This window comes from Methylobacterium platani, from assembly GCF_001653715.1.
Classification (GTDB): Bacteria; Pseudomonadota; Alphaproteobacteria; order Rhizobiales; family Beijerinckiaceae; genus Methylobacterium; species Methylobacterium platani.
Genome location: NZ_LWHQ01000070.1, coordinates 1 through 23,879, shown reverse-complemented (window position 1 = coordinate 23,879; position 23,879 = coordinate 1). Strand labels below are relative to the sequence as shown.

Genomic DNA, 23,879 nt, shown 5'->3' with positions numbered 1-23,879 from the left:
AATGCGATGCGGAATGCGCCACAGATAAGCCGCGAGCTGGGGTTTGACCCGGGCCGCCGACCACACGATGGCGTGAGAGGCCTTCGCGAGCGCGAAAGCCCGCCCCGTGAGGAGACAAGCCGTGTCCCGTACAGCCCTCGCCGCCCTCCTGCTCCTGACACCCGTCGCGGCCCACGCCGCCTGCACCGCGCCGATGCCGCCGCCGGCGAGCGAGAAGCCGGTGAAGCCCGCCCTGCCGCAGAAACCCGCCTGCCTCGACGCCAAGGGCGGCTGCCCGGGCTGGGAGGCCTACACCTACAACGACGGGATCAAGGCCTACAACGCGCAGCTCGGCCCCTACCGCACCGGTGCCGAGGCCTACGCCCGCAAGCTCAAGGCCTACGCCGACGGCAGCGTCGCCTACGCCAATTGCGAGATGCAGTCGCTGCAGTGACGGGGGCGTGGCAGGCTTGTCCCGTGGCAGGCTCAGTCCATGGCTGGCCCGCCCCGATCCCGGATGGATCCCGACGCGGTCGAGGCGCCGCCGCCGGCGATCGCGGCAGAGGATCTCTTCGGCGAACAGTGAGCGGCGTGCTACGATGCCGGGGCAAGGAGCCATCGGCAGGTTCGACGCGATGAAGCCGTTTCCGCAGACCCGCATGACCGTCGACGAGTACCTGGCCTGGAGCGAGACCAATCCGGGACGGTACGAACTCGTGCGCGGTGAGGTTTACGAGATGACGCCACAACGCCTGCTGCACGCGGAGGTCAAGGCCGCCGTCTACACGGCGCTGCGGCGCGGCATCCGTGCGGCCGGCCTTCCCTGCTGGGCAATCCCCGATGGAATGACGGTGCGCGTGGACGCCCGCACGGCCTACGAGCCGGATGCCCTTGTCTATTGCGGACCGCGCCGGGACCCCAAGTCCGTCGAAGTGCCGGATCCGGTCATCGTCGTCGAAGTTTCGTCGCCGAGCACCCGCCGGACGGATTCGAGCGAGAAGCTCACCGGCTACTTCCGGGTCCCGAGCATCCGGCACTACCTGATGGTCGATCCAGACCGGCGCATGGTCGTCCATCACCGCCGCGCAGGCAGCGAGATCGAGACCACCCTCCTGCAGGACGGCACCCTGGTCCTCGACCCGCCGGGCCTCGAACTCCCTGTCGCCGCCCTGTTCGAGGAGCCGTGAGCTCCCGCGCTTGACCCTCCCGACCGCGGATGCGACAGGCGCTCCAACACCTTGCGCGCGAGCCCCTGCATGACCGCTCCCCTCGATCTCCTCGTCCTCGGCAACGCCATCGTCGACGTGATGGCCCGCACCGACGAGGCCTTCCTGGTGCGCGAGGGCGTGCACAAGGGCGCGATGCAGCTCATCGACGAGGCCCGGGCCGAGCACCTGTTTCAGGTGATGGGCCCCGCCACGATCATCTCGGGCGGCTCGGGCGCCAACACGGCGGTGGGCGCCGCCCTCCTCGGCGCGCGGGCCGGCTTCGTCGGCAAGGTGCGCGACGACGAGCTCGGCCGGCTGTTCTCCCACGACCTCAACGCCACCGGCGTGCGCTTCGACGTCGCCCCGGCGAGCGAGGGCCCGGCCACGGCGCGCTGCTTCGTGCTGGTGACGCCGGACGGCGAGCGGACCATGAACACCTATCTGGGCGCCTGCCAGGGCCTTTCGGCCTCGGACGTGGACGAGGAGACGGTGCGGAGCGCGCGCCACGTCTACCTCGAGGGCTACCTGTGGGACCCGCCGGCCGCCAAGGAGGCGTTCCGCAAGGCGGCGCAGATCGCGCACGATGCCGGCAACAAGGTCGCGCTGACCCTGTCGGACGCCTTCTGCGTCGACCGCTACCGCGACGAGTTCCTGGGGCTCATCCGCGACGGCAGCCTCGACATCCTGTTCGCCAACATCCACGAGCTGAAGAGCCTGTACCAGACCGCCGATGCCGACACGGCCCTGGCGGCGCTGCGCCAGGAGACGGGGCTCCTCGGGATCGTCACCCGCTCGGAAGAGGGCGCCCTGGTGGTCTCGGGCGACGAGACCCGGTCGGTGCCGGCCTCGCCGGTGCGCGCGGTGGTCGACACCACCGGCGCCGGCGACCTGTTCGCGGCGGGCTTCCTCGCCGGCCTCGCCCGCGGCCTCGACCACGCCGATTGCGCCCGCCTCGGCGCGGTCGCGGCGGCCGAGGTGATCTCGCATCTCGGCGCCCGGCCGCAAGGAGACCTCAAGGCGCTGGCCGAGCAGTCGGGGCTGTAGGCAGCCCCTGGCTGCGGGCGCTTCCGTCAGAGCTTGACCGATGCTAAGCCGGCTTCGCAACGGTGGTTGCCGGTCTTGCGAAGACAGGCTGCGGCGCACCGGGACGCGAGCGTCGCACGTCCGTCACGGGCGTGCGGCACGGCAGTCAAGAAACCATCCGCCAGGGAGCGGCCCCTTTGGTCGAGAACCGCCGCTTCGGCAACCTGATCCCGCATCTCGTGCTCTGCCTCGGGGTCGGCGTCGTCGTCTTCCCGGTCTACCTCGCGCTGATCGGCTCGACCCACGACGCCGCTACCATCGCCAACGGCCAGATGCCGCTCTGGCCCGGCACCCACGGGCTCGAGACCTACCGGCGGGCGCTGACCGAATCCGGCATGGCCGGCGCGCCGGTCGGGCTGATGCTCCTCAACAGCACGATCACGGCGCTCGCCATCGCGCTGGGCAAGATCTCGATCTCGCTGCTCTCGGCCTACGCGCTGATCTACTTCAAGTTTCCGTTCCGGCAGACCGCGTTCTGGGCGATCTTCGTCACCCTGATGCTGCCGGTCGAGGTCCGCATCTACCCGACCTACAAGGTCGCAGCCGATCTCGGCCTTCTCGACACCTATGCGGGCCTCGCCCTGCCGCTGATCGCCTCGGCGACGGCGACGCTGCTGTTCCGCCAGTTCTTCCTCACGGTGCCGAACGAGCTCGTCGAGGCCTCCCGCATCGACGGGGCCGGGCCGGTGCGGTTCTTCCTCGACACCCTGCTGCCGCTCTCGCGCACCACGATGGCGGCCCTGTTCGTGATCCAGTTCCTGTACGGCTGGAACCAGTATCTCTGGCCGCTCCTCGTCACCACCCGCGACGACATGCAGACGGTGGTGATCGGCCTGCGCAAGATGACCTCGATCACCGACCAGCTCACCGAGTGGCAGATCGTCATGGCGACCGCCGTCCTGGCGATGCTGCCGCCGGTCGTCGTGGTGTTCGCGATGCAGAAGCTGTTCGTGCGCGGCCTGGTGGAGACCGAGAAGTGACCTCTTTCCGTACGATCGGATGCGTCTGATGGCCGGCCTCGCCCTCGACTCCTTGCGCAAGACCTATTCCGGCGGCGTCGACGCGGTGCGCGGCGTCTCGCTCGAGGTGCCGGACGGCGCCTTCTGTGTCCTCGTCGGCCCCTCTGGCTGCGGCAAGTCCACCGTGCTGCGCATGATCGCCGGCCTCGAGACCGTGACCTCGGGGGCGATCACCATCGGCGACCGCACCGTCAACGACGTCGAGCCGGCCGACCGCGATATCGCGATGGTGTTCCAGAACTACGCGCTCTATCCCCACATGCGCGTCTACGACAACCTCGCCTACGGGTTGCGCAACCGCGGCACGCCGAAGGGCGAGATCGAGACCCGGGTGAGGGAAGCGGCGCGGCTCCTCGGCCTCGAGGCGATGCTGACGCGCTACCCGCGCCAGCTCTCGGGCGGCCAGCGCCAGCGCGTCGCCATGGGGCGGGCGATCGTGCGCAAGCCGCAGGTGTTCCTGTTTGACGAGCCGCTGTCGAACCTCGACGCCAAGCTCCGGGTGCAGATGCGGGTCGAGATCCGCCGCCTGCAGCGCCAGCTCGGCGTCACCACGGTCTACGTCACCCACGACCAGGTCGAGGCGATGACCATGGCCGACCGGCTGGTGGTGATGAACGGCGGGGAGATCGAGCAGGTCGGCACCCCGATCGAAATCTACCGCCGCCCGGCCACCCGCTACGTCGCGACCTTCATGGGCTCGCCGCCGATGAACATTCTCCCGGCCGAGGCCGTGGCCGGCGGCGTGCGGATCGACGGGACGGTGATCCCGGCGGCCGGCCTCGTCCCCGGCACCGCGGTCGAGGCCGGCATCCGGCCCGAGGACCTGCGGATCGCCGAGGACGGCCTGCCGTTCCGCATCGCCTTCGTGGAGGAGCTCGGCGCCACCCGCCTGCTGCACGGGCCGCTCGCCGGCACCGACGTGGCGGTGCAGGTGCCGGCGGGCTCGGGCCCGCAGGAGGGCGACACGGTGCGGCTCGGGATCGACGGACGGAGCCTGCACCTGTTCGACCCCGCCACCGGGCGGCGGCTGGCGCAGGGCTGACCGGAGCGGGCATGCGTTCCCGCCGGCCAAGCCGCGGTCTATGCAGGCGGCACGGGGTCCCGGATGGTGGGATCTGACGCGCCATCCCGCGAACGGGAGGCGCCGGGTTGGGAGGTCCGTTCTTCGTGCATAAGCCCCTCGCCGGCATCAAGGTGCTCGAGCTCGCCCGCATCCTGGCCGGTCCCTGGATCGGCCAGCTCCTGGCGGATCTCGGCGCCGACGTGGTCAAGGTCGAGCGCCCGGTCGTCGGCGACGACACCCGCTCCTGGGGCCCGCCCTTCGTCGCGGGCGCGGACGGCGCGACGCTCTCCGCCTCGTATTTCCACTCGACGAATCGCGGCAAGCGCTCGGTCGCGGCCGATTTCGAGACCGCGGAAGGTCAGGCGGTGGTGCGCAAGCTCGCGGCCCATGCCGACGTGGTGATCGAGAACTTCAAGGTCGGGGGCCTGAAGAAGTACGGGCTCGACCACGAGGCCTTGAGCGCCCTCAACCCGCGGCTCGTCACCTGCTCGGTCACCGGCTTCGGCCAGGACGGCCCCTACGCGCCGCGCGCCGGCTACGACTTCATGATCCAGGGCCTCGGCGGGATCATGTCGCTCACCGGCGAGCCCGAGGGCGAGCCGGTCAAGACCGCGGTCGCCTTCGCGGACGTGTTCACCGGCGTCTACGGCACCGTGGCGATCCTCGCCGCCCTCCAGGGCCGGCACGCCACCGGCAAGGGCTGCCACATCGACATGGCGCTCCTCGACACGCAGGTCTCGGTGCTCGGCAACCAGGCGCTGGTCTATCTCGTCTCCGGGATGCTGCCGCCCCGGATGGGCAACGAGCATACCAGCATCGTGCCCTACCAGGTCTTCCCGACCGCGGACGGCCACATCATCGTCGCCTGCGGCAACGACGGGCAGTTCCAGAAGTTCTGCGGCGTCCTCGGCACGACCTGGCACCTCGATCCGGACTACGCGACCAATCCGGGCCGGGTGACGCGCCGCGACGTGCTGATCCCGCTTATCGCGGCCGAGACGAGCCGCCACAGCAAGGCCGATCTCCTCGCCCGCCTCGGCGCCGTCAACGTGCCGGTCGGCCCGATCAACGACCTCGCGGAGGTTTTCTCCGACCCGCAGGTGGTCCATCGCGGGATGCGCCTCGATCTGGCCGATCCGCGCGCGAAGGGCGGCACGATCCCGAGCGTGCGCTCGCCGATCGTCATCGACGGCGTGCCGATGGCGGCCGAGACCGCCTCGCCGCAGGTGGGGGATCATACGCAGAGCGTGCTGGCGGATCCGGCCTGGGGCGGGTGACGGCCGTCGCCGGTGCAGGCTGCGCGAGCCAAGACCCCCGCGGACTGCTATATTGCTCGGTACGAGCCTTCCGGAAAACGCCCGAACTCCATGACCTCGATCGCGTTCGACACGCTCAAATTCGCCCGGACGTTGCGCGACCGGGCGAAGATGTCTCCCGAGCAGGCGGAAGGTCTGTCCGACGCTCTTCTCGAAGCGATCCAGGGCGATATTCCGACGAAAGCGGATCTCAAGGACGTCGAGGCGAGCATCGACGCATTGCGGGTCGGCACGAAGTCGGACATCGAAAGCGTCAAAGCCAGTATCGAAGGCCTCAAGGCCAGCGTCGACACGCTGCGGACCAGCACGAAATCGGATATCGACGGCGTCAAGACCAGCGTCGATGCGCTGCGGGCCAGCACGAAATCGGACATCGACGGCGTCAAGGCCAGCGTCGATGCGCTGCGGGCCAGCACGAAATCGGATATCGACGGCGTCAAGGCCAGCGTCGATGCGCTGCGGGCCAGCACGAAATCGGATATCGACGGCGTCAAGGCGAGCCAGCGGGAAACCGAGCTGCGTCTGGAAGCGCGCATCGAATCGACGAAGAGCGACATCATCAAATGGGTCGCCGGACTGATCGGTTTTCAGACACTCGCGATCATCGGCGCCGTCATCGCGCTGGCACGGATTCTCAAACCGTGAGGTGTGAGGTCGGCCGACGATGCATGATCATGGCGAGCCGATTCCGTCCGTTTCTTGCGTGGACTGGTCCGCTTTCGAATACCCGAGAGAAGCAACTCAAGACCGTCGCTCGACAGAGGACACACCCATGACCGACGCCCCCCGCCCCCGCACCGGCGGGCAGATCCTGGTGGACCAGCTCGCCCGTCACGGCGTCGGCGACATCTTCTGCGTCCCCGGCGAGAGCTACCTCGCGGTGCTCGACGCGCTGCACGACGCGCAGATCCGCCTCACCGTCTGCCGGCAGGAGGGCGGCGCCGCCATGATGGCGGAGGCGCACGGCAAGCTGACGGGGAAGCCCGGCATCTGCTTCGTCACCCGCGGCCCCGGTGCGACCAACGCCTCGCCCGGCCTGCACATCGCGAAGCAGGATTCGACCCCGATGATCCTGTTCGTCGGCCAGATCGACCGGGCGGCGCGGGAGCGCGAGGCGTTCCAGGAGCTCGATTACCGGGCGGTCTTCGGCACCATCGCCAAGTGGGTGACGGAGATCGACAGCGCCGACCGTCTCCCCGAGCTGATCGCCCGCGCCTTCCACGTCGCCACCGCCGGCCGGCCCGGCCCGGTGGTGATCGCGCTGCCCGAGGACATGCTGGTCGAGACCGCGACGGTGGCGGACGCCCCCGCCTTCACCCCGGTCGAGACCCATCCGGCCCTGTCCCAGATGGTCGCGCTGCAGACCATGCTGGCGAAAGCCGAGAAACCCTTCGCGATCCTCGGCGGCAGCCGCTGGTCGGCGGAAGCCGTGCGGCGCTTCGCGCGCTTCGCCGACCTGTTCTCGCTCCCCGTCGCCTGCTCGTTCCGGCGCCAGGGCCATTTCCCGGCGGACCACCGCTGCTACGCCGGCGATCTCGGCCTCGGCGTCAACCCGAAGCTGCTCGCCCGGATCAAGGAGGCCGACCTGCTCCTCGTCGTCGGCGGGCGGCTGTCGGAGATCCCGTCGCAGGGCTACACGCTCCTCGACATTCCAGGCCCCCGCCAGCACCTCGTCCACGTCCATCCGGACCCGGAGGAGCTGGGACGGGTCTACAGCCCGGCGCTCGCCATCAACGCCAGCCCGACCGCCTTCGCGGCGGCGATTGAGACGGTGCAGCCGCCCCGCGCCCTGCCCTGGGCCGCCGGCACCGAGGCGCTGCACGCCGACTACCTCGCCTGGAGCGATCCGGCCCGGATCACCACGCCGGGCACGCTCCAGATGGGCGGCGTGATGACCCACCTGCGCGAGGCGCTGCCGGCGGACGCGATCCTGTGCAACGGCGCGGGCAACTTCGCCACCTGGGTGCACCGGTTCTGGCCGTTCCGCGCCCATGACGGCCAGCTCGCCCCGACCTCGGGCTCGATGGGCTACGGCGTGCCGGCGGCCATCGGCGCCAAGCGCCTGCTGCCGGAGCGCACCGTCGTCGTGGTGTCGGGCGACGGCGACTTCCTGATGAACGGGCAGGAATTCGCCACCGCCGTGCAGTACGGGCTGCCGGTAATCGTCATCCTGGTCGATAACGGCATGTACGGCACGATCCGGATGCACCAGGAGCGCGAATATCCCGGCCGCGTCTCCGGTACCGCGCTCAAGAACCCCGACTTCGCCGCCTACGCCACCGCTTTCGGCGGCTACGGCGAGCGGGTCGAGCGGACCGAGGACTTCCCGGCGGCGCTGACGCGGGCGATCGCGTCGGGCCTGCCGGCGATCCTGCACTGCCCGATCGACCCCGAGGCGATCACGCCGACGACGACGATCCAGGCGCTGCGGGACCGCAAGCGGTCGTAATCCTCCGAGGCGGCTGTTCCGACGACCCTCGACAGTCCCGCCATCCTCCGCGTCATCCCGGGGCCGCGCAGCCGAGCCCGGGATGACCCCGAGCGCTTCAATTCCGCCGGGTGGATCGAGCAGACTCCCGTGACCGCACTTGTCCCACGATCACGGCTGTGCTTAGCCAGCTACTAACAAGCGCCCCGCCGCCCCAAGACGGTGCGGGCCGCGTGTCCCCCGGCGTCCCTGTCGTCGGAGTGTCACGCCGGCCCCGCATGAGGGGCCGCACACGAGGAGACGACACCCCGATGGCCCCCACGACGACCATCCGCATCGCGCTCGCGGGCTTGAGCCTGGCGCTGGCGGCAACCCCGGCGCTCGCCGTGACCGAGCTGCAATGGTGGCACGCGATGACGGGCGCCAACAACGACGCCGTCAACCGCCTGGCCGACGAGTTCAACGCGAGCCAGAGCGACTACAAGGTGGTGCCGACCTACAAGGGCAATTACGGCGAGACGCTGAATGCCGGCATCGCGGCCTTCCGCGCCGGCACCGCGCCGCACATCATGCAGGTGTTCGAGGTCGGCACCGCCACGATGATGTCGGCCAAGGGCGCGATCAAGCCGGTCTACCAGCTGATGAAGGATGCCGGCGAGCCGTTCGACCCGAACGCCTACCTTCCGGCGATCACCGGCTACTACTCGACGACCAAGGGCGACATGCTGTCGTTCCCGTTCAACTCGTCGTCGATGGTGATGTGGGCCAACCTCGACGCGCTGAAGTCGATCGGCCTCTCCGAGCCGCCGAAGACCTGGCCGGACCTGTTCGCGGCGGCCAAGAAGCTGACGCAGAACGGCTTCCCGAATTGCGGCTTCTCCACCACCTGGGTCACCTGGCTCAACATCGAGCAGCTCTCGGCCTGGCACAACGTGCCGGTGGCGACCAAGGCCAACGGCATGGACGGCCTCGACACCACGCTCGAGATCAACGGCCCGGTACAGGTCAAGCACCTGACCAACCTCGCCGAGGCGCAGAAGGACAAGTCCTTCGACTATTCCGGCCGCTACGACAGCGGCTTCGGCCGCTTCACCGCCGGCGAGTGCCCGATCATGTTCGGGTCGTCCGGCTCCTACGGCAACGTCAAGGGCGCGGCGAAATTCGCCTGGGCCGCGGCGCCGATGCCGTACTATCCCGACGTGTCGGGCGCGCCGCAGAACAGCATCATCGGCGGCGCCTCGCTGTGGGTGATGGGCGGCAAGAAGCCCGACGAGTATAAGGGCGTGGCGAAGTTCTTCGCCTTCCTGTCCGACACCGACCGGCAGGCCAAGCTCCATCAGACCACCGGCTACATGCCGATCACCAAGGCGGCCTACGAGAAATCGAAGGCGGAGGGCTTCTACGACAAGAACCCGGCCCTCGAGGTGCCGATCAAGGAGCTGACCAACAAGCCGCCGACCGAGAATTCCCGCGGCCTGCGCCTCGGCAACCTGCCGCAGATGCGCGACATGTGGGCCGAGGAGATCGAGGCGACGCTCGCCGGCAAGAAGACGGCGAAGCAGGCCCTCGACGAGGCCGCGGCCCGCGGCAACACGATGCTGCGCCAGTTCGAGAAGCAGGCCGGACGGTAGCATCATGGGTCCCGAGCGCGTCACCTTCGGAGGCCGGCTGCTGCCGGCGGCGCTGATCGCGCCGCAGCTCCTCATCGTCGGCCTGTTCTTCTACTGGCCGGCCGTGCAGGCGGTCTGGCAGTCGTTCCAGATGCAGGATGCGTTCGGGCTCTCGACGGAGTTCGTCTGGTTCGAGAACTACCGGGCCCTGTTCTCGGACCCGGGCTACTACCAGTCCCTCGTCACCACGCTGGTCTTCGCGGCGGCGGTGGCGGGGCTTTCCTTGAGCTTCGCGCTGCTGCTCGCCGCGATGGCGGATCGGGAGCTGCGCGGCGCCGGCCTCTACCGCACGCTGCTGATCTGGCCCTACGCGGTCGCCCCCGCGGTGGCCGGCGTCTTGTTCGGTTTCCTGTTCCAGCCCGGCCTCGGCCTCGTCGCCCGCGGGCTCACCCAGATCGGCATCCCGTGGAACCCGCTGCTCGACGGGAACCACGCCATGATCCTGGTGGTGATGGCGGCGGCCTGGAAGCAGGTCTCCTACAACTTCCTGTTCTTCCTCGCCGGCCTCCAGGCGATCCCCGCCAGCGTGATCGAGGCGGCGGCGATCGACGGCGCCGGCCCGGCGCGGCGGTTCTGGACCATCGTGTTCCCGCTGCTCTCGCCGACGACGTTCTTCCTGATGGTGGTCAACGTCGTCTACGCCTTCTGCGAGACGTTCGGCGTCATCGACGTGCTCACCCATGGCGGGCCGGGCCGGGCGACCCAGACCCTGGTCTACAAGGTCTACCAGGACGGCCGCATCGGCGCCGATCTCGGCGGCTCGGCGGCGCAGTCGGTGGTGCTGATGGCGATCGTCATCGGGCTGACGGCGATCCAGTTCCGGTACGTCGAGAAGCGGGTGGCGTATTGATCCGGAGGCGATCGGTGGATCGGATCAGCCCGGTCCGCCGTCCTCACGTCATCCCGGGCTCTCGCCTGCGGCGAGCCCCAGGATGACGTGGAGAGGTGTCGAGGCGCGCGGCAGATCGGCGCTCTTGCCGGCCAAGCGCGCCCTGAACCACGTCCGGCCGGCTCCTCACAACGCGCGCATCTGCCGATTCACGAAGGCCTGCACGCTCTCGACCTTCTCGGCCATGCGCTCGCCGACGCACATCTGCACGGTGGTGCCATAATACAGCATCCCGTGGCTCTTCTGCTTGTGGCACTCGTAGACCGGCCGGGCGTAGAGGCCGCCGGCCAGCAGCACCGGCACCGCCAGCACCTTGGCGAGCGTGGCGAGGCCGCCGAGCCAGCGGCCGCCGGCCGGCGCGGCGGGGGCCCAGACGATCTCGATGGTGCGCGGCTCGGCCCGGGCGGGAAGGCGGGACGCCGGCTCGAAACGATGAGGCAGCCGGTCCGGCACGGTCAGGGGCGGCAACGCCTCTGCAACGGCACCGCGGCTCCCGGCGATCATCCTGCGAAAATCGGCGTTGGTCACGGCCATGGCTGCCACCTTGTCCTCGAAGATCCCGGAGTGAGGCACCTGATGCCTCGGTCCCCGGGATCTCTGCGTCCGGCGTGCCAACCGCAACAAACCGGAAACCATGCCGTGATGGCACATGCCGCAGCGGAAAGCGGCGTCGGCGGCGAATGTCCGGTCCCGGACAGTGCCGGGCCGTATCAGGACGGGACAGGCCCGCTCCCCTCCCCGGCCGCGAGCGGCTTCTCGTAACGCCAGGCGGTGGTGCCGTCCTCGTAGTAGTCCGGCACGGTCTCGAACCGGCGGTAGCCGCTGCGCTCGTAGAGCCGGATGCCGGCGCCGTTATCCTCGCGGACCTCGAGCCGCAGGGCGTCGCAGCCCCGGGCCCGGGCCTCGGCCTCGGCGGCCGCGAGCAGCACCCGGCCGAGGCCGGTGCCGGCCCGGCTCGGCGCCACCGCGATCGAGGACAGGCGGGCGCGGCGGCTGCCGCGGCGGCGCTCGATCGTGGCGGCGCCGACCAGCACCGCATCGTCGAGGGCGACGAGGAGCGAGATCGAGGCCGAGGCGATGGCGTGGCGGATCGCCCGGCGCTCGGCCCGGTCTGTGGCGAAGGCCGCGGCCTCGAGCGCCATCAGGGCGTCGAGATCGGCCCGGATCGCCGGCCGGATCGCGACCGCCGGCGGGTGGGACGGAGGACCGCTCACGCGGCCTTCCACGGATAGGTCCAGGTCTCGGTCAGGGTCTGGCCGCGGGCGCGCAGGAAGGCGCGCAGGTCGGTCGCCTGGCCGGGCTGGTCGAGGCGCACGTCGATCGCCGCGCGGAACCCCTTCACGTGCAGGTTCGGCACCAGCGAGACCGCGGTGATCCTGCCCGCCGTCGTCGAGGGCACGATCTCGACCGCCTTCGGGTCGGTGAGCCAGTAGGCGAGGTCGCCGCCCGAGAAGTCGACGAGGAAGCGGCGGGTGAGCGGGGCGCTGCCGTCGGCCGTGCCGCCGCTCGCCGTGGTGCGGGCGACGTAGGTGTTCACCACCCGTCCGCCGGGATGGAGGTCGTCGGTCTCGGCGAGCGCCCGGACCCTGTAGGAAAGCTCCACCGCCTCGCCCGGCTGGTAGGGTTGCTTCGGCTGCCAGGAGGCCACGATGTTGTCGTGGGTCTCGTTCTCGGTCGGCAGTTCGACGAGGCGCACCGTGCCCTCGCCCCACTCGCCCTGCGGCTCGACCCAGTAGCCCGGGCGGCGGTGGTAGAACGCCTCGAGGTCCTGGTAATCCTCGAACACCCGGTCGCGCTGCATCAGCCCGAAGCCCTTCGGGTTGCGGTCCTGGAAGGCCGAGATCCAGCGCTCCTTCGGGTTGCGCAGGGGGCGCCAGATCCACTCGCCGCCGCCGGACTGCATCAGCAGCCCGTCGGAATCGTGCAGCTCGGGCCGGTAATCGTCCGAGTGGTGGCGGTCGTTCTCGCCGATGAAGAACATCGAGGTCAGCGGCGCGATGCCGACCGCGGCGAGCTCCCGGCGAGGGACCAGCGAGCAGCGCACGTCGACCACGGTCTCGTCGCCCGGATAGACCAGGAACTGGAACGCGCCGGTGCAGGACGGCCCGTCGAGCAGCGCGTAGATCACCGCCCGGTCGGCGCCCTTCGGCGGCATCTCGATCCAGAACTCGCGGAAGACCGGGAACTCCTCCGGACCGCCGACGCCCTCGACGTTGACGGCGAGCCCCCGCGCCGAGAGCCCGTAGAGCTGGTCGCGGCCGAGGAAGCGGTAGTAGCTCGCGCCGAGGAACGAGATCAGCTCGTCGAGCACGCCCGGTTTGTTGAGGGGATAGTGCAGCCGGAAGCCGGCAAAGCCCAGGGTGACCGGCAGCGGCTTGTCGATGGTGGTGCGGCCGTAATCGAACAGGCCGGGCTGGTAGGGCACCGGCGTCGGCACGCCGTCGCGCACCACGTTCACGGTCACCGGCCGGGTATAGAGGAAGCCGAGATGGAACAGCTGGAGCCGGAACGGCCCGTCCTGGTCCCCCAGCAGGGCCTTGTCGGGCCGGAAGCGGATGTCGCGCCAGGCGTCGTAGTCGAGGGCGGCGAGCGGCGCCGGCAGCGGCGCCACGCCGGCCTCGAACGGGGCTCCCGCGAGCGCGCGCGCCCGCCGCACCACCTCGTCGAAGCGGAAGCGCGGCGGGCCGGCCGGAGCCGGGCTCGGGGCCGGCGGCGGCAGGGCGCTCGGTCCGGGCTGGGTCGGCCCGACCTGGGCGGCGGCGGCCCGGGAGAGGGCGGCGGAGGAGAGCAGGCCGGCAAGCAGCGCGCGGCGCGAGGGTGCGATGGTCATGGTGTCCCGGAGAATAAGGCGCGCCGGCTGAACGCGCGCCCGTGCGTCGCCCGGTTGAATGGCCCGTCCGGCGCCACTTGAGAAGGGCCCGCGACGTGACGCTTTCTCCATGCCGCGGGGCGGGTCCGTGTCCTGCACGCCACGGCGGGAAAATCCGGCGGAAATCGGCGTGACAGGGCTTGCGGCGGGGGTCCGTGGTCCGTATCTACCGCCTTGCCCAATTTCGCACGTGCCTGTGGCCGCGTGCCGGTTGGTGGGCATCCGGACAAGAGGCCGGACAGCCGCCAGGGGTCTTAAAGGATCGATGGCCGGGAAGGGTGGATCCCTCCGGCCGGCATCCAGGTGGCGACACCGGACCCCGACAACAACCGGCAGCCGGAGGCAAAACCGGCGAACCCCGCTCTCCACGGGGGACGCAGCTTAAAGCAACGACGAACGGGCTTTTTTGGTCTCGTCGGCCCTCCAAAGGCCGACACCGAAGAGGCTTGTTTCTCCTTGCCCCGAGTGCGGATCGGGTTTCCCCGTTCCAAGCAAAGGCAGCTTCCGGGTGCTCTGCGCCCGCGTCGCACGGCGTGTCTCCACAGCACGTCCGCGCCGCGCCGCATCGCCCCCTGACGCCGGACGGCCGACGCGCGCCGTCTCGATCTCGACTTCGGGTTCCCGCGGGAGCCCTCTCGAACCTTTGGTGGGGCTGATCATGACCGATCGCATCCGCGATTTCCTGCGCGTGCGCCGCGAGCTCGGCCGGGACGAGGGTCCCGTGATGGTCCTCGACCTCGACGTCGTGCGCGACAACTACACCGCCTTCGCCCGCGCCCTGCCGGACACCCGGGTCTTCTACGCCGTCAAGGCGAACCCGGCCCCCGAGGTGCTGCGCGCGCTCGCCGAGATGGGCTCCTGCTTCGACACCGCCTCGGTGGTCGAGGTGCAGATGGCGCTCGCCGCCGGCGCCACCGCCGACCGCGTGTCGTTCGGCAACACCATCAAGAAGGAGCGCTGCATCGCCCGCGCCCTCCAGCTCGGCGTGCGGCTCTTCGCGGTCGACTGCCAGGCCGAGGTCGACAAGATCGCCCGCGCCGCCGAGGCGGTCAACGTCGCCCGCGAGGACGTGCAGGTGTTCTGCCGCATCCTGTGCGACGGCGCCGGAGCCGAGTGGCCGCTGTCGCGCAAGTTCGGCTGCGTGCCGGAGATGGCGGTGGACGTGCTCGAGCACGCCACCCGGGCGGGCCTCCACGCCTACGGCGTGTCGTTCCACGTCGGCTCGCAGCAGGGCAACACGGAAGCCTGGGACGGGGCGCTCGCCTCCGCCTCGATGATCTTCCGCGAATGCGCGACCCGCGGCATCCATCTCTCGATGGTGAACCTCGGCGGCGGCTTCCCGACCAAGTACCTCAAGGCGGTGCCGGGCGTGGAATCCTACGGCGACGCGATCTTCCGGGCGCTGACCAAGCATTTCGGCAACCAGCTGCCGGAGACGATCATCGAGCCGGGCCGCGGCATGGTCGGCAATGCCGGAATGATCGAGGCCGAGGTGGTGCTGGTCTCCCAGAAGTCCGACGCCGCCGACGAGGTGCGCTGGGTCTACCTCGACATCGGCAAGTTCGGCGGCCTCGCCGAGACGATGGACGAGTCGATCCGCTACCGCATCGTCACCGAGCACGACGATGACCGCACGGTCCCCTGCGTGCTCGCCGGCCCGACCTGCGACTCGGCCGACGTGCTCTACGAGAAGACCCCGTACCCGCTGCCGATCTCGCTGGCGATCGGCGACAAGGTGCTGATCGAGGGCGCGGGTGCCTACACCACCACCTACGCGGCGGTGGCGTTCAACGGCTTCCCGCCGCTCCAGTCCTACGTGATCTGATCGGTCTGCGCCTTTCCGGGCGCAGACCGCCGGAACGATGCGCCGGGTTCGCCGTTATCGGGGCCCCGGCGCGTCCGCGCCTCCATCCTCATCCTTCGAAGTCCCGGACGGCCTGCCGCGCGCGGCAGGTGCGAGGGCTGTCCTTTGCCCGTCTTGTCAGTCTCGGGAGGGTACGGCCGTGATCCAGATCCGCGACGAGCGCGCCGCCGACGGCGCCGCCCGCGAGCACCTGCTCGATGCGTGCTTCGGCGAGGCCCGCTTCACCAAGACCTGCGAGCGCCTGCGCGAGGGCCGCCTGCCGGCGGAGAGGCTCGCCCTGGCGGTCGAGATGCAGGACCGTCTCGTCGCCACCGTGCGCCTGTGGAACGTCGATGCCGGCGGCATTCCCGCCCTGATGCTCGGGCCGATCGCGGTCGATCCGGCCCTGCAGGGCCTCGGCCTCGGCCACCGGCTGATGCGCGAGGCGCTCGCCCGCGCCGCCACCCTCGGCCACCGCGCCGTGATCCTGGTCGGGGATGCGCCCTATTACGCCCGCTTCGGCTTCACCCGCGAGCGGGTGGGCGCCCTGAGCCTGCCCGGTCCGTTCGCGCCGGAGCGGTTCCTGGCCCTCGACCTCGTGCCAGGCGCCCTCGACGGGGCCGCCGGCATGGTGCGGGCGACCGGGCGGGTGCTGCCCGTGGCGGGGTCGCCGGAGGCGTTCCGCGTCGCCGCGTGAGGCGGGCTGGGGCGGTTCGCTCCGCCCCCGCGCGTCACCCGACCGCGCGACGACCCGCTCTTTCCCGGACGAGTGATTGAAGCGTCGGCGGAGGGAGATCCGGGACAGGGCCAGGCTCGTCAGGAAGGCACGGAGCCCGAGACGGAGGGCCGAAGGGCGACCCTGCGATCCGGCGCGTGAAGCCGCCCTCATTCCCCCTCCCCCGGCCCCCGCACCAGCCCCCGCTCCATCAGGTCGAGATGCCCCGCGAGATACGCGGCGCGGTCGAGGGCGTGGTCGTCGCCGAACATCATCCGCCACGTACAGGCCATCATGACCGGGGCGAAGAGCAGGTGGGGGAACTCCTCCGCCGCCGAGGGGCGGAACTCGCCCCGCTCGATGCCGTAGCGCACCACCCGCCGCAGGGCCTCCACCGCCGGGCCGATCACCTCGACGCGCCAGCGCTCGGCGAGGTCGGGGAAGCGGCTCACCTCGGCCATCAGCATCCGCAGGATCTCGCGGGCGCGCCGGTCCTCGACCATCTGCTCGTACACGAAGGCGAAGTGGCTGCGCAGGATCGCCATCGCCGGGCCCTGCGGCGCGGCGGTGAGCGCCGCGAGGTTTTCCTGCGACGGCCGGTTCATCTCCCGCACGGTGGCGAGGAACAGGTCCTCCTTGCTCGGGAAGTACAGGTAGATCGTGCCCTTGGTGATGCCGGCCCGCGCCGCCACGTCGTCGAGCTTGGTCGCCGCGAAGCCGCTGCGCGCGAATTCCTCGAACGCCGCCTCCACGATCTCGCCCGGCCGCTCCTCCTTGCGCCGCTGGCGCCGCCCCGCACTAGCCATGTCGTTCCTTATTGACTGCCTGGTCAGTTATTAGTACGAAGCGGGCGTCGCCTTCAAGGAGCGCGCCATGCCCAGCCGGGTGATCCTGCCCCGTACGGTGATCGGCCGAACCCGAGTTGCCCCGCCGCAACGAACGGAACCGGGCCGGTTCCGGTTCGGCCGCCTGCCGAACGGCCTCGACCTGCACGCCCCTCCGCTGGCGGTCGCCCGCCCGCTGCTGCCGCGGCGGATCCAGGCCTCGACCCTGGCGCTCCTGTTCTTCGCGCTCGCCGGATGGGCCGGCCTGCTGGCCTGGACCCGCCTCGACCCGGTAGCGCCCGCCTGGCCCGCCGGCCCGGTCGAGCCGGGCCAGCTCTGAGCCGGCCCTTTCCGATCGCAGCTTCGCCCCGGCGCATCGCCGGGGCTCCCCCCACAGATGCCGGGCGCCCTCTCCTTCGGAAAAGAACGCCCGGCATCTGGAAGGAGCGGCCGCATCCGCCCCCTCGCGGCCGCTCCTTCACATGTGCTCCCCTCGTTTTTTCGCTACGTTTCCCAACGTCTCCCGCCGAACCGGTACCCGCGAATTGCCATGAGACCCAGCCCGATCCCGCGGGGCGCCGCCCTGATCGCCCTCGTCCTGGCGGCCGCGAGCCCGGCCGGCGCCGAGGCGCCCGCCCCGGCGCGGCACGATGCCAAGGAGGCCGGGAGCGCGACGACCCTTGCGACGACCCTTGCGACGACCCCTGCGGCGACCCGCGACCCCGCCCTGGCCGAGGTCCGGGTCGTCACCGCCGCGCTCGCCCCGGTCTCGGCGCAGGTCGTTCTGACCGGCGACATCCAGGCCAAGTTCCTGAGCAACATCGCGTTCCGTGTCAGCGGCAAGATCCAGGAGCGGCTGGTCGAGATCGGCGAGCACGTCGGCGCCGATCAGGTGCTGGCCCGGCTCGAGCCGCAGGAGCAGCAGGTCAACGTCGACACCGCGCAGGCGGCGCTGGCCTCCGCCGAGGCTCTCCTGACCCAGGCCAGGGTCAGCTTCGAGCGCCAGCAATCGCTGATGCGCAGCGGCTACACCACCCGCACCGCCTACGACCAGGCCGAGCAGACCCTGCGCACCACCCAGGCCTCGGTGGACTCCGCCAAGGCGGCCTTGGGCAATGCCCGCGAGCAGTTCTCCTATACCGAGCTGAAGACCGGGGTCGCCGGCATCATCACGGCGCGCAACGCGGAAGCCGGCCAGGTGGTGCAGTCCGGCCAGACCGTGTTCACCCTGGCCCAGGACGGGCCGCGCGACGCGGTGTTCATCGTCTCCGAGACGCTGCTCGCCGAGCCGCCGGAAGGCAAGACGATCGACATCATCCTGCTCTCCGACCCGAAGGTGCGCACCACCGGCACGGTGCGCGAGATCTCGCCGGCGGTCGATCCCGCCTCGGGCGGCGTGCGGGTGAAGATCGGCCTCGCGAAGGCCCCGCCCGAGATGTCGCTCGGCGCCGCGGTGGCGGGCCTCGGCCGCTTCCGCGCCCGGCAGGCCGTGAGCCTGCCCTGGAGCGCGCTGTTCCGCTGGCAGGACCGGCCCGCGGTCTGGGTGCTCGATCCGGCGAGCGGCACCGTCGCGCCGAAGACCGTCGCGATCGACCGCTATGCCGGCTCGGCCATCGTCCTGTCGGACGGCATCGCGCCGGGCGAGCGGGTGGTCACCGCCGGCATCCAGCTACTGCGCCCCGGCCAGACGGTCGCTGTGGTGGGGGAGGACGGCAAGTGAGCCCCGCGCAGCGCGCGACACCCGCGCGAATGACGAAGCCCGCGATCGCCCTCCTGGCCCTCGTCGCCGTCGCCGGCTGCCAGGCGGAGAAGACCGAGGCGCCGCCCCCCGTGCGCCCGGTGCTCACCACCCGGGTCGAGGTCCGCACCGCGGAGACCTTCGGGCCCTTCGCCGGCACGGTGGAGCCGCGCTACCAGACGCAAGGAGGCTTCCGGGTGCCGGGCCGGATGGTCGCCCGCGACGTCTATGTCGGCGACCTCGTGCCCAAGGGGGCGCGGCTCGCCGCCCTCGATCCGACCGTGCTGCAATTCGCCGTGACCCGGGCGCGGGCCGACGTCACCGATGCCGAGGCGCAGCTCGCCAATGCCAGCGCCGTCGAGGCGCGCCAGCGCACCCTGTTCGAGGGCGGCAACGTCACGCAGGCCGCCCTCGACGGCGCGGTGGCGAGCCGCGATACCGCGGCGGCGCGCCTCGCGCAGGGCAAGGCGGCGCTGCAGAAGGCGACCGACGAGCTCGGCTACGCCACCCTGAAGGCCGACGTCGACGGAGTGGTGACGGCCTGGAACGCCGAGATCGGCCAGGTGGTGAGCGCCGGCCAGGCGGTGGTGACGCTCGCCCGCCCCGACATCCGCGAGGCGGTGGTCGACATCCCGGACGGGCTGATGGCCGGCATCGAGGCCGGCACCGCCTTCACGGTGACGCTGCAGGCCGCCCCCACCATCACCGCCGGGGGCCGGGTGCGCGAGATCGGTCCCCTCGCCGATCCGGCGACGCGCACGCGACGGGTGCGCATGACCCTCGTCGACCCGCCGGAGGCCTTCCGCCTCGGCACCACGGTCACGGTGGCGCTGGAACGCCCGACCTCGCCGCGCATCACCCTGCCGGCCACCGCCCTGCTGCGGGCGGAGAACCGCACCAGCGTCTGGGTCGTCGCACCGGACGGCAGGTCGGTCGCGCGCCGCGACGTGACGCTCGTCGCGGGCGGCGGTCCGGCGGAGCGCGACGGCGCGACCGTCACCCTGAGCGACGGCGTGAGCGCGGGCGAGACCGTGGTGGTGGCGGGCGTCCACAGCCTCGCCGACGGCCAGGCGGTGCGCCTCGCCGCGTCCGGGCTCTGACCTCTCGCCCGAATTTCCCGCGCGCGGCCCGACGGCCCGCGTCCCGACCCCGTTCAGCGCGAGGCCGCGCCCGATGAAGTCGTTCAACCTCTCCGAATGGGCGCTGTCGCACCGCTCCTTCGTCTGGTTCCTGATGGCCGTGGCGATCGTCGCCGGCGCGATGTCGTACCGCAAGCTCGGCCGCGAGGAAGATCCGGCCTTCGCGATCAAGACCATGGTGGTGCAGGCGAGCTGGCCCGGCGCCACCATCGCGGACACCCTCGATCAGGTCACCGACCGGATCGAGAAGGAGCTGCAGCAGATCAGCGCGGTGGACTACACCAAGAGCTACACCACGCCCGGCCAGGCGACGGTGTTCGTCAACCTGCGCGACACGACCCCGCCGCAGACCATCCCGTGGCTGTTCTACCAGGTCCGCAAGCGGCTCGGCGACATCAAGGGCACCTTCCCGCAGGGCATGCAGGGCCCGTTCTTCAACGACGAGTTCGGCGACGTCTACGGCAACGTCTACGCCTTCACCGCCGACGGCCTGTCGATGCGCCAGCTGCGCGACTACGTCGAGACGGTGCGCACCCGGATCATCAAGGTGCCGAGCATCGGCAAGACCCAGATCATCGGCGCCCAGGACGAGATGATCTATCTCGACTTCTCGACCCGCAAGCTCGCCGGGCTCGGCGTCGACATCCAGTCGGTGATCAAGACCCTGCAGGCGCAGAACGCGGTGGCGCCGTCGGGCGTGATCCAGGCCGGGCCGGAGCGGGTCTCGGTCCGGGTCGGCGGCCAGTTCACCGACGAGAACAGCCTGAAGGCCATCAACCTGCGGGTCAACGACCGCTTCTTCCGCCTCTCCGACGTCGCCGAGATCGAGCGCGGCTACGCCGACCCGCCCGAGCCGCTGTTCCGCTACAACGGCCGGCCGGCGATCGGGCTCGCCATCGCCATGCAGCAGAGCGGCAACCTGCTCGATTTCGGCGAAGCGCTGAAGACCCGGATGCGCCAGGTCGAGGCGGAGCTTCCCGTCGGCGTCGGCATCCACCTCGTCTCGGACCAGCCGCGCATCGTCGAGGAGGCGGTCGGCGGATTCACCAAGGCCCTCGTCGAGGCGGTGGTGATCGTGCTCGTGGTCTCGTTCCTCAGCCTCGGGATGCGGGCGGGCCTCGTGGTCTCGTTCTCGATCCCGCTGGTGCTCGCCATCGTCTTCGTCGTCATGGAGGTGATGGGGGTCACGCTGCAGCGCATCTCGCTCGGCGCCCTCATCATCGCGCTCGGCCTCCTCGTCGACGACGCGATGATCACCGTCGAGATGATGGTGGCGCGGCTGGAAGCCGGCGACAGCCTGCACAAGGCCGCGACCTTCGCCTATACCTCGACCGCCTTCCCGATGCTCACCGGCACCCTCGTCACCGTGGCGGGCTTCCTGCCGATCGGCTTCAACGGCTCGGCCGCCGGCGAGTACACCTACTCGCTCTTCGTGGTGATCGCGGCCGCGCTGCTCGTCTCCTGGGTGGTGGCGGTGCTGTTCGCGCCGCTGATCGGCGTGAAGATCCTGCCGAAGACCATGAAGGGTCACCACGACAAGCCCAGCCGCCTGCTCTCCGCCTTCCGGGCGCTGCTGCTGCCGGCGATGCGCTTCCGCTGGATCACGGTGGCCGTGTGCGTCGGCATGCTGGGGCTCGCGGTGGTCGGCATGGGCCACGTGCAGCAGCAGTTCTTCCCCTCCTCCGACCGGCCCGAGGTGCTGGTCGACCTGACCCTGCCGCAGAATGCCAGCATTGCCGAGACCAAGGCCCAGATGGACCGGTTCGAGGCGGCGCTGACCGGTGACCCCGAGATCAAGCGCTGGAGCTCCTATGTCGGCCAGGGTGCGATCCGCTTCTACCTGCCCCTCGACCAGCAATTGCAGAACGCCTTCTACGGTCAGATCGTGATCGAGACCGTGTCGCTGGAAGCCCGCGACCGCACCATGGCGCGGCTCACCGCGCTGGCGCGACGCGACTTCGTCGGCACCGACGTGTTCGTGCATCCCCTCGACCTCGGCCCCCCGGTCGGCCGGCCGATCCAGTACCGGATCAGCGGGCCCGACCTGCAGGTGGTCCGCACCCAGGCCCTCAGGCTCGCCAACGTGGTGGCGCAGAATCCCCATGTCGGCCTGCCGACCTTCGACTGGAACGAGCCCGGCAAGGTGCTGCGGGTCGAGATCCTGCAGGACAAGGCGCGCCAGCTCGGCGTGACCTCGCAGGACATCGCCGGCATCCTCAACGGCATCGTCGGCGGCACCACGATCACCCAGGTCCGCGACGCGATCTACCTCGTCGACGTGGTCGGCCGGGCGCAGGGGCCGGAGCGCCGCTCCGTCGACACCCTCCAGAGCCTGCAGGTGCCGACCGCCGGCGGCGCGACCGTGCCGCTCCTGGCCTTCGCGAAGATCCACTCCGACCTCGAACAGCCGATCGTCTGGCGCCGGGACCGGATGCCGACCATCACGGTGCGGGCCGCGATCACCGACGCGACCCAGCCGCCGACCGTGGTGGCGGCGCTCGAGCCCGCCATGGCGCGGTTCCGGGCCGAGCTTCCCGACGGCTACGACCTCGCGACCGGCGGCGCGGTGGAGGAGAGCGCCAAGGGCCAGGGCCCGATCGCCGCGGTGGTGCCGGTGATGCTGCTCGTGATGGCGTTCTTCCTGATGGTGCAGCTCCAGAGCCTCCAGAAGCTGTTTCTCGTCGCGAGCGTGGCGCCGCTCGGCCTGATCGGCGTCGTCGCGGCCCTGCTGCCCTCGGGCGCACCGATGGGCTTCGTCGCGATCCTCGGCGTGCTGGCGCTGATCGGCATCATCATCCGCAACGCCGTGATCCTCGTCACCCAGATCGACGAGTTCGAGGCCGAGGGCATGAATCCCTGGGACGCGGTGGTGGAGGCGACCTGCCACCGCATGCGCCCGATCCTGCTCACGGCGGCGGCCGCCAGCCTCGGCATGATCCCGATCGCCCGCGAGGTCTTCTGGGGCCCGATGGCCTACGCGATGATCGGCGGCATCATCGCGGCGACTTTCCTGACTCTGTTCTTCCTGCCGGCGCTCTATGTCGGCTGGTACCGGATCCGGCCGCAGAAGAAGGGCGAGGGGCCCGCCCACGCCGGAGCGTGACGAGCCGCGGGCCGGGCCGCTGTGAGCGGCACTCGATGGTTCGCCCGGGCGACCGTCCGGATCGTCACGTCGGACGCATTCACCCGCAACGTCGCCGCGATGAAGGCTCGCGGTCCGACTTCCGCAAGTCCGGCACGCGGTGGAGTGGGAAGCGCCGAAGTCGAACGACGACCCGGCGGGTGTCTCCGGGCGCCCGCCCTCGCCGGCACGGCGGCGCGACGTCGTCGACCATCATGCGGATGTCGTTGCCGCGACCGTCGCTATCGACCGGGCCGGGCCGGGATGCCGAGAGAGATCGCAGGCCATGACGCTTGTCGCTGCCGGCTCCGCGAGACCTCGGCACCTCGACGCCACACCCCGCCGGAACGACGCGCGGCAAAGACCAAGCCCGGCGAGCCGGCGGTCTGCGGATCGCCCTGGACGAGAACGACGATGCGCTCGCCCCCGGCTGCGCCTCCCGTCCCGAACGCGCGGGCTCACGCTGCTCGACGGCGAGATCGTCGGAGGTCGCAGGCGGGATATGGCGCATCCCCCCTCCCCTTCCGGCTCCACCCAAGCGGGGATCCCGAGTTCGGCTTGCGCGCGCATGATCTGCGCCAACGCGAAGAAGCCCGCGGGTTTTCGCCAGCGGGCTTCTTCGTTGTCTTGGTTGCGGGGACAGGATTTGAACCTGTGACCTTCAGGTTATGAGCCTGACGAGCTACCGGGCTGCTCCACCCCGCGCCAGGGTGTGTTCGCGATGAGGGAAGGTGTGACGTGCTTGGCAGGTCTGGCGGTGACCGACTCTCCCGTGTCTTGAGACACAGTACCATAGGCGCTGGGGCGGTTAACGGCCGAGTTCGAGATGGGATCGGGTTCTGATCACCCCGCTCAGACCACCAGACCGGCCAAGCACGTCGCGTTCGGGCAAGCATGGTGACCGGCGGCCGCTGTGGCCGCCCGTCGTGTCGTCATCGTGTGTGGTTGTGTGATCCGGACACGGATCATGAGAGC

The 23,879-nt window shown here is 70.6% G+C and carries 20 protein-coding genes, 1 tRNA gene and 1 rRNA gene; 16 read left to right on the top strand and 6 right to left on the bottom strand.

All coding sequences use genetic code 11. The features are described from left to right. The first annotated feature begins 121 nt into the window (after window positions 1-121). From A5481_RS27805 to ugpA, 10 genes are all read left to right on the top strand, one after another. On the top strand, window positions 122-433 hold the full coding sequence (locus A5481_RS27805; RefSeq protein WP_048437191.1) for a hypothetical protein: 312 nt from the start codon (window positions 122-124) through the stop codon (window positions 431-433). Between the two features lie 181 nt (window positions 434-614). Next, window positions 615-1,166 carry a Uma2 family endonuclease gene (locus A5481_RS27800; protein ID WP_048437194.1) on the top strand — a complete coding sequence of 184 codons (552 nt, stop codon included), beginning with the start codon at window positions 615-617 and terminating at the stop codon, window positions 1,164-1,166. A 69-nt stretch (window positions 1,167-1,235) separates the two neighbouring features. Beyond that, complete coding sequence (locus A5481_RS27795; RefSeq protein WP_048437190.1) at window positions 1,236-2,231, top strand: adenosine kinase; 996 nt, start codon at window positions 1,236-1,238, stop codon at window positions 2,229-2,231. Window positions 2,232-2,434: 203 nt separating this feature from the next. Continuing rightward, complete coding sequence (gene ugpE / locus A5481_RS27790; RefSeq protein ID WP_425339772.1) at window positions 2,435-3,250, top strand: sn-glycerol-3-phosphate ABC transporter permease UgpE; 816 nt, start codon at window positions 2,435-2,437, stop codon at window positions 3,248-3,250. Window positions 3,251-3,278: 28 nt separating this feature from the next. Then, window positions 3,279-4,331, top strand: coding sequence for an ABC transporter ATP-binding protein (locus A5481_RS27785; protein ID WP_048437188.1), 1,053 nt, complete (start codon window positions 3,279-3,281; stop codon window positions 4,329-4,331). Window positions 4,332-4,456: 125 nt separating this feature from the next. After that, the gene (locus A5481_RS27780) at window positions 4,457-5,629 is read left to right on the top strand and encodes a CaiB/BaiF CoA transferase family protein (RefSeq protein ID WP_048437193.1); all 1,173 of its coding nucleotides are present in this window, start codon (window positions 4,457-4,459) and stop codon (window positions 5,627-5,629) included. A gap of 90 nt (window positions 5,630-5,719) precedes the next feature. After that, window positions 5,720-6,313, top strand: coding sequence for a coiled-coil domain-containing protein (locus A5481_RS27775; RefSeq protein WP_048437187.1), 594 nt, complete (start codon window positions 5,720-5,722; stop codon window positions 6,311-6,313). A 127-nt stretch (window positions 6,314-6,440) separates the two neighbouring features. Next, window positions 6,441-8,117 carry a thiamine pyrophosphate-binding protein gene (locus A5481_RS27770; RefSeq protein WP_048437186.1) on the top strand — a complete coding sequence of 559 codons (1,677 nt, stop codon included), beginning with the start codon at window positions 6,441-6,443 and terminating at the stop codon, window positions 8,115-8,117. Between the two features lie 290 nt (window positions 8,118-8,407). Beyond that, window positions 8,408-9,727 carry a sn-glycerol-3-phosphate ABC transporter substrate-binding protein UgpB gene (gene ugpB / locus A5481_RS27765; RefSeq protein WP_048437185.1) on the top strand — a complete coding sequence of 440 codons (1,320 nt, stop codon included), beginning with the start codon at window positions 8,408-8,410 and terminating at the stop codon, window positions 9,725-9,727. 4 nt (window positions 9,728-9,731) lie between these two features. Next, a complete protein-coding gene (gene ugpA / locus A5481_RS27760; RefSeq protein WP_048437184.1) occupies window positions 9,732-10,616 on the top strand; it encodes a sn-glycerol-3-phosphate ABC transporter permease UgpA in 885 nt (294 codons plus the stop codon). Window positions 10,617-10,781: 165 nt separating this feature from the next. On the opposite strand, the gene A5481_RS27755 is transcribed toward ugpA, so the two are convergent. The 3 genes from A5481_RS27755 to A5481_RS27745 all read right to left on the bottom strand — a co-directional run bounded on the left by A5481_RS27755 (window position 10,782) and on the right by A5481_RS27745 (window position 13,485). After that, a complete protein-coding gene (locus A5481_RS27755; protein ID WP_156312144.1) occupies window positions 10,782-11,228 on the bottom strand; it encodes a hypothetical protein in 447 nt (148 codons plus the stop codon). Between the two features lie 137 nt (window positions 11,229-11,365). Continuing rightward, window positions 11,366-11,869: a GNAT family N-acetyltransferase gene (locus tag A5481_RS27750; protein ID WP_245239199.1), complete on the bottom strand. Its 504-nt coding sequence runs from the start codon at window positions 11,867-11,869 to the stop codon at window positions 11,366-11,368. Further along, window positions 11,866-13,485 carry a glucan biosynthesis protein G gene (locus tag A5481_RS27745; RefSeq protein ID WP_048437181.1) on the bottom strand — a complete coding sequence of 540 codons (1,620 nt, stop codon included), beginning with the start codon at window positions 13,483-13,485 and terminating at the stop codon, window positions 11,866-11,868. Before A5481_RS27745 ends, A5481_RS27750 begins: the two co-directional genes overlap by 4 nt. A 697-nt stretch (window positions 13,486-14,182) precedes the next feature. Here A5481_RS27745 and A5481_RS27740 point away from each other — a divergent pair. Together A5481_RS27740 and A5481_RS27735 are read left to right on the top strand one after the other, a co-directional pair. Then, window positions 14,183-15,349, top strand: a complete 1,167-nt coding sequence (locus A5481_RS27740) for a type III PLP-dependent enzyme (RefSeq protein ID WP_048437192.1) — start codon at window positions 14,183-14,185, stop codon at window positions 15,347-15,349. A 178-nt stretch (window positions 15,350-15,527) separates the two neighbouring features. Then, on the top strand, window positions 15,528-16,064 hold the full coding sequence (locus A5481_RS27735; RefSeq protein WP_064504438.1) for a GNAT family N-acetyltransferase: 537 nt from the start codon (window positions 15,528-15,530) through the stop codon (window positions 16,062-16,064). 188 nt (window positions 16,065-16,252) lie between these two features. Here A5481_RS27735 and A5481_RS27730 read toward each other — a convergent pair whose 3' ends face one another. Continuing rightward, on the bottom strand, window positions 16,253-16,888 hold the full coding sequence (locus A5481_RS27730; RefSeq protein ID WP_064504437.1) for a TetR/AcrR family transcriptional regulator: 636 nt from the start codon (window positions 16,886-16,888) through the stop codon (window positions 16,253-16,255). Window positions 16,889-16,955: 67 nt separating this feature from the next. Between A5481_RS27730 and A5481_RS27725 the strand changes: the two genes are divergently transcribed. The 4 genes from A5481_RS27725 (at window position 16,956) to A5481_RS27710 (ending at window position 22,886) form a co-directional block, all read left to right on the top strand. Beyond that, the gene (locus tag A5481_RS27725) at window positions 16,956-17,246 is read left to right on the top strand and encodes a hypothetical protein (protein WP_064504436.1); all 291 of its coding nucleotides are present in this window, start codon (window positions 16,956-16,958) and stop codon (window positions 17,244-17,246) included. A gap of 210 nt (window positions 17,247-17,456) precedes the next feature. After that, complete coding sequence (locus tag A5481_RS27720) at window positions 17,457-18,626, top strand: efflux RND transporter periplasmic adaptor subunit (protein WP_048435126.1); 1,170 nt, start codon at window positions 17,457-17,459, stop codon at window positions 18,624-18,626. A 29-nt stretch (window positions 18,627-18,655) separates the two neighbouring features. After that, window positions 18,656-19,744: an efflux RND transporter periplasmic adaptor subunit gene (locus A5481_RS27715; protein ID WP_048435125.1), complete on the top strand. Its 1,089-nt coding sequence runs from the start codon at window positions 18,656-18,658 to the stop codon at window positions 19,742-19,744. Window positions 19,745-19,817: 73 nt separating this feature from the next. After that, window positions 19,818-22,886: an efflux RND transporter permease subunit gene (locus A5481_RS27710; RefSeq protein ID WP_048435124.1), complete on the top strand. Its 3,069-nt coding sequence runs from the start codon at window positions 19,818-19,820 to the stop codon at window positions 22,884-22,886. Between the two features lie 646 nt (window positions 22,887-23,532). Here A5481_RS27710 and A5481_RS27705 read toward each other — a convergent pair. Together A5481_RS27705 and rrf are read right to left on the bottom strand one after the other, a co-directional pair. Next, window positions 23,533-23,609, bottom strand: a tRNA-Met gene (locus A5481_RS27705). A 44-nt stretch (window positions 23,610-23,653) separates the two neighbouring features. Then, window positions 23,654-23,769, bottom strand: a 5S ribosomal RNA gene (gene rrf, locus A5481_RS27700). Window positions 23,770-23,879: the final 110 nt, after the last annotated feature.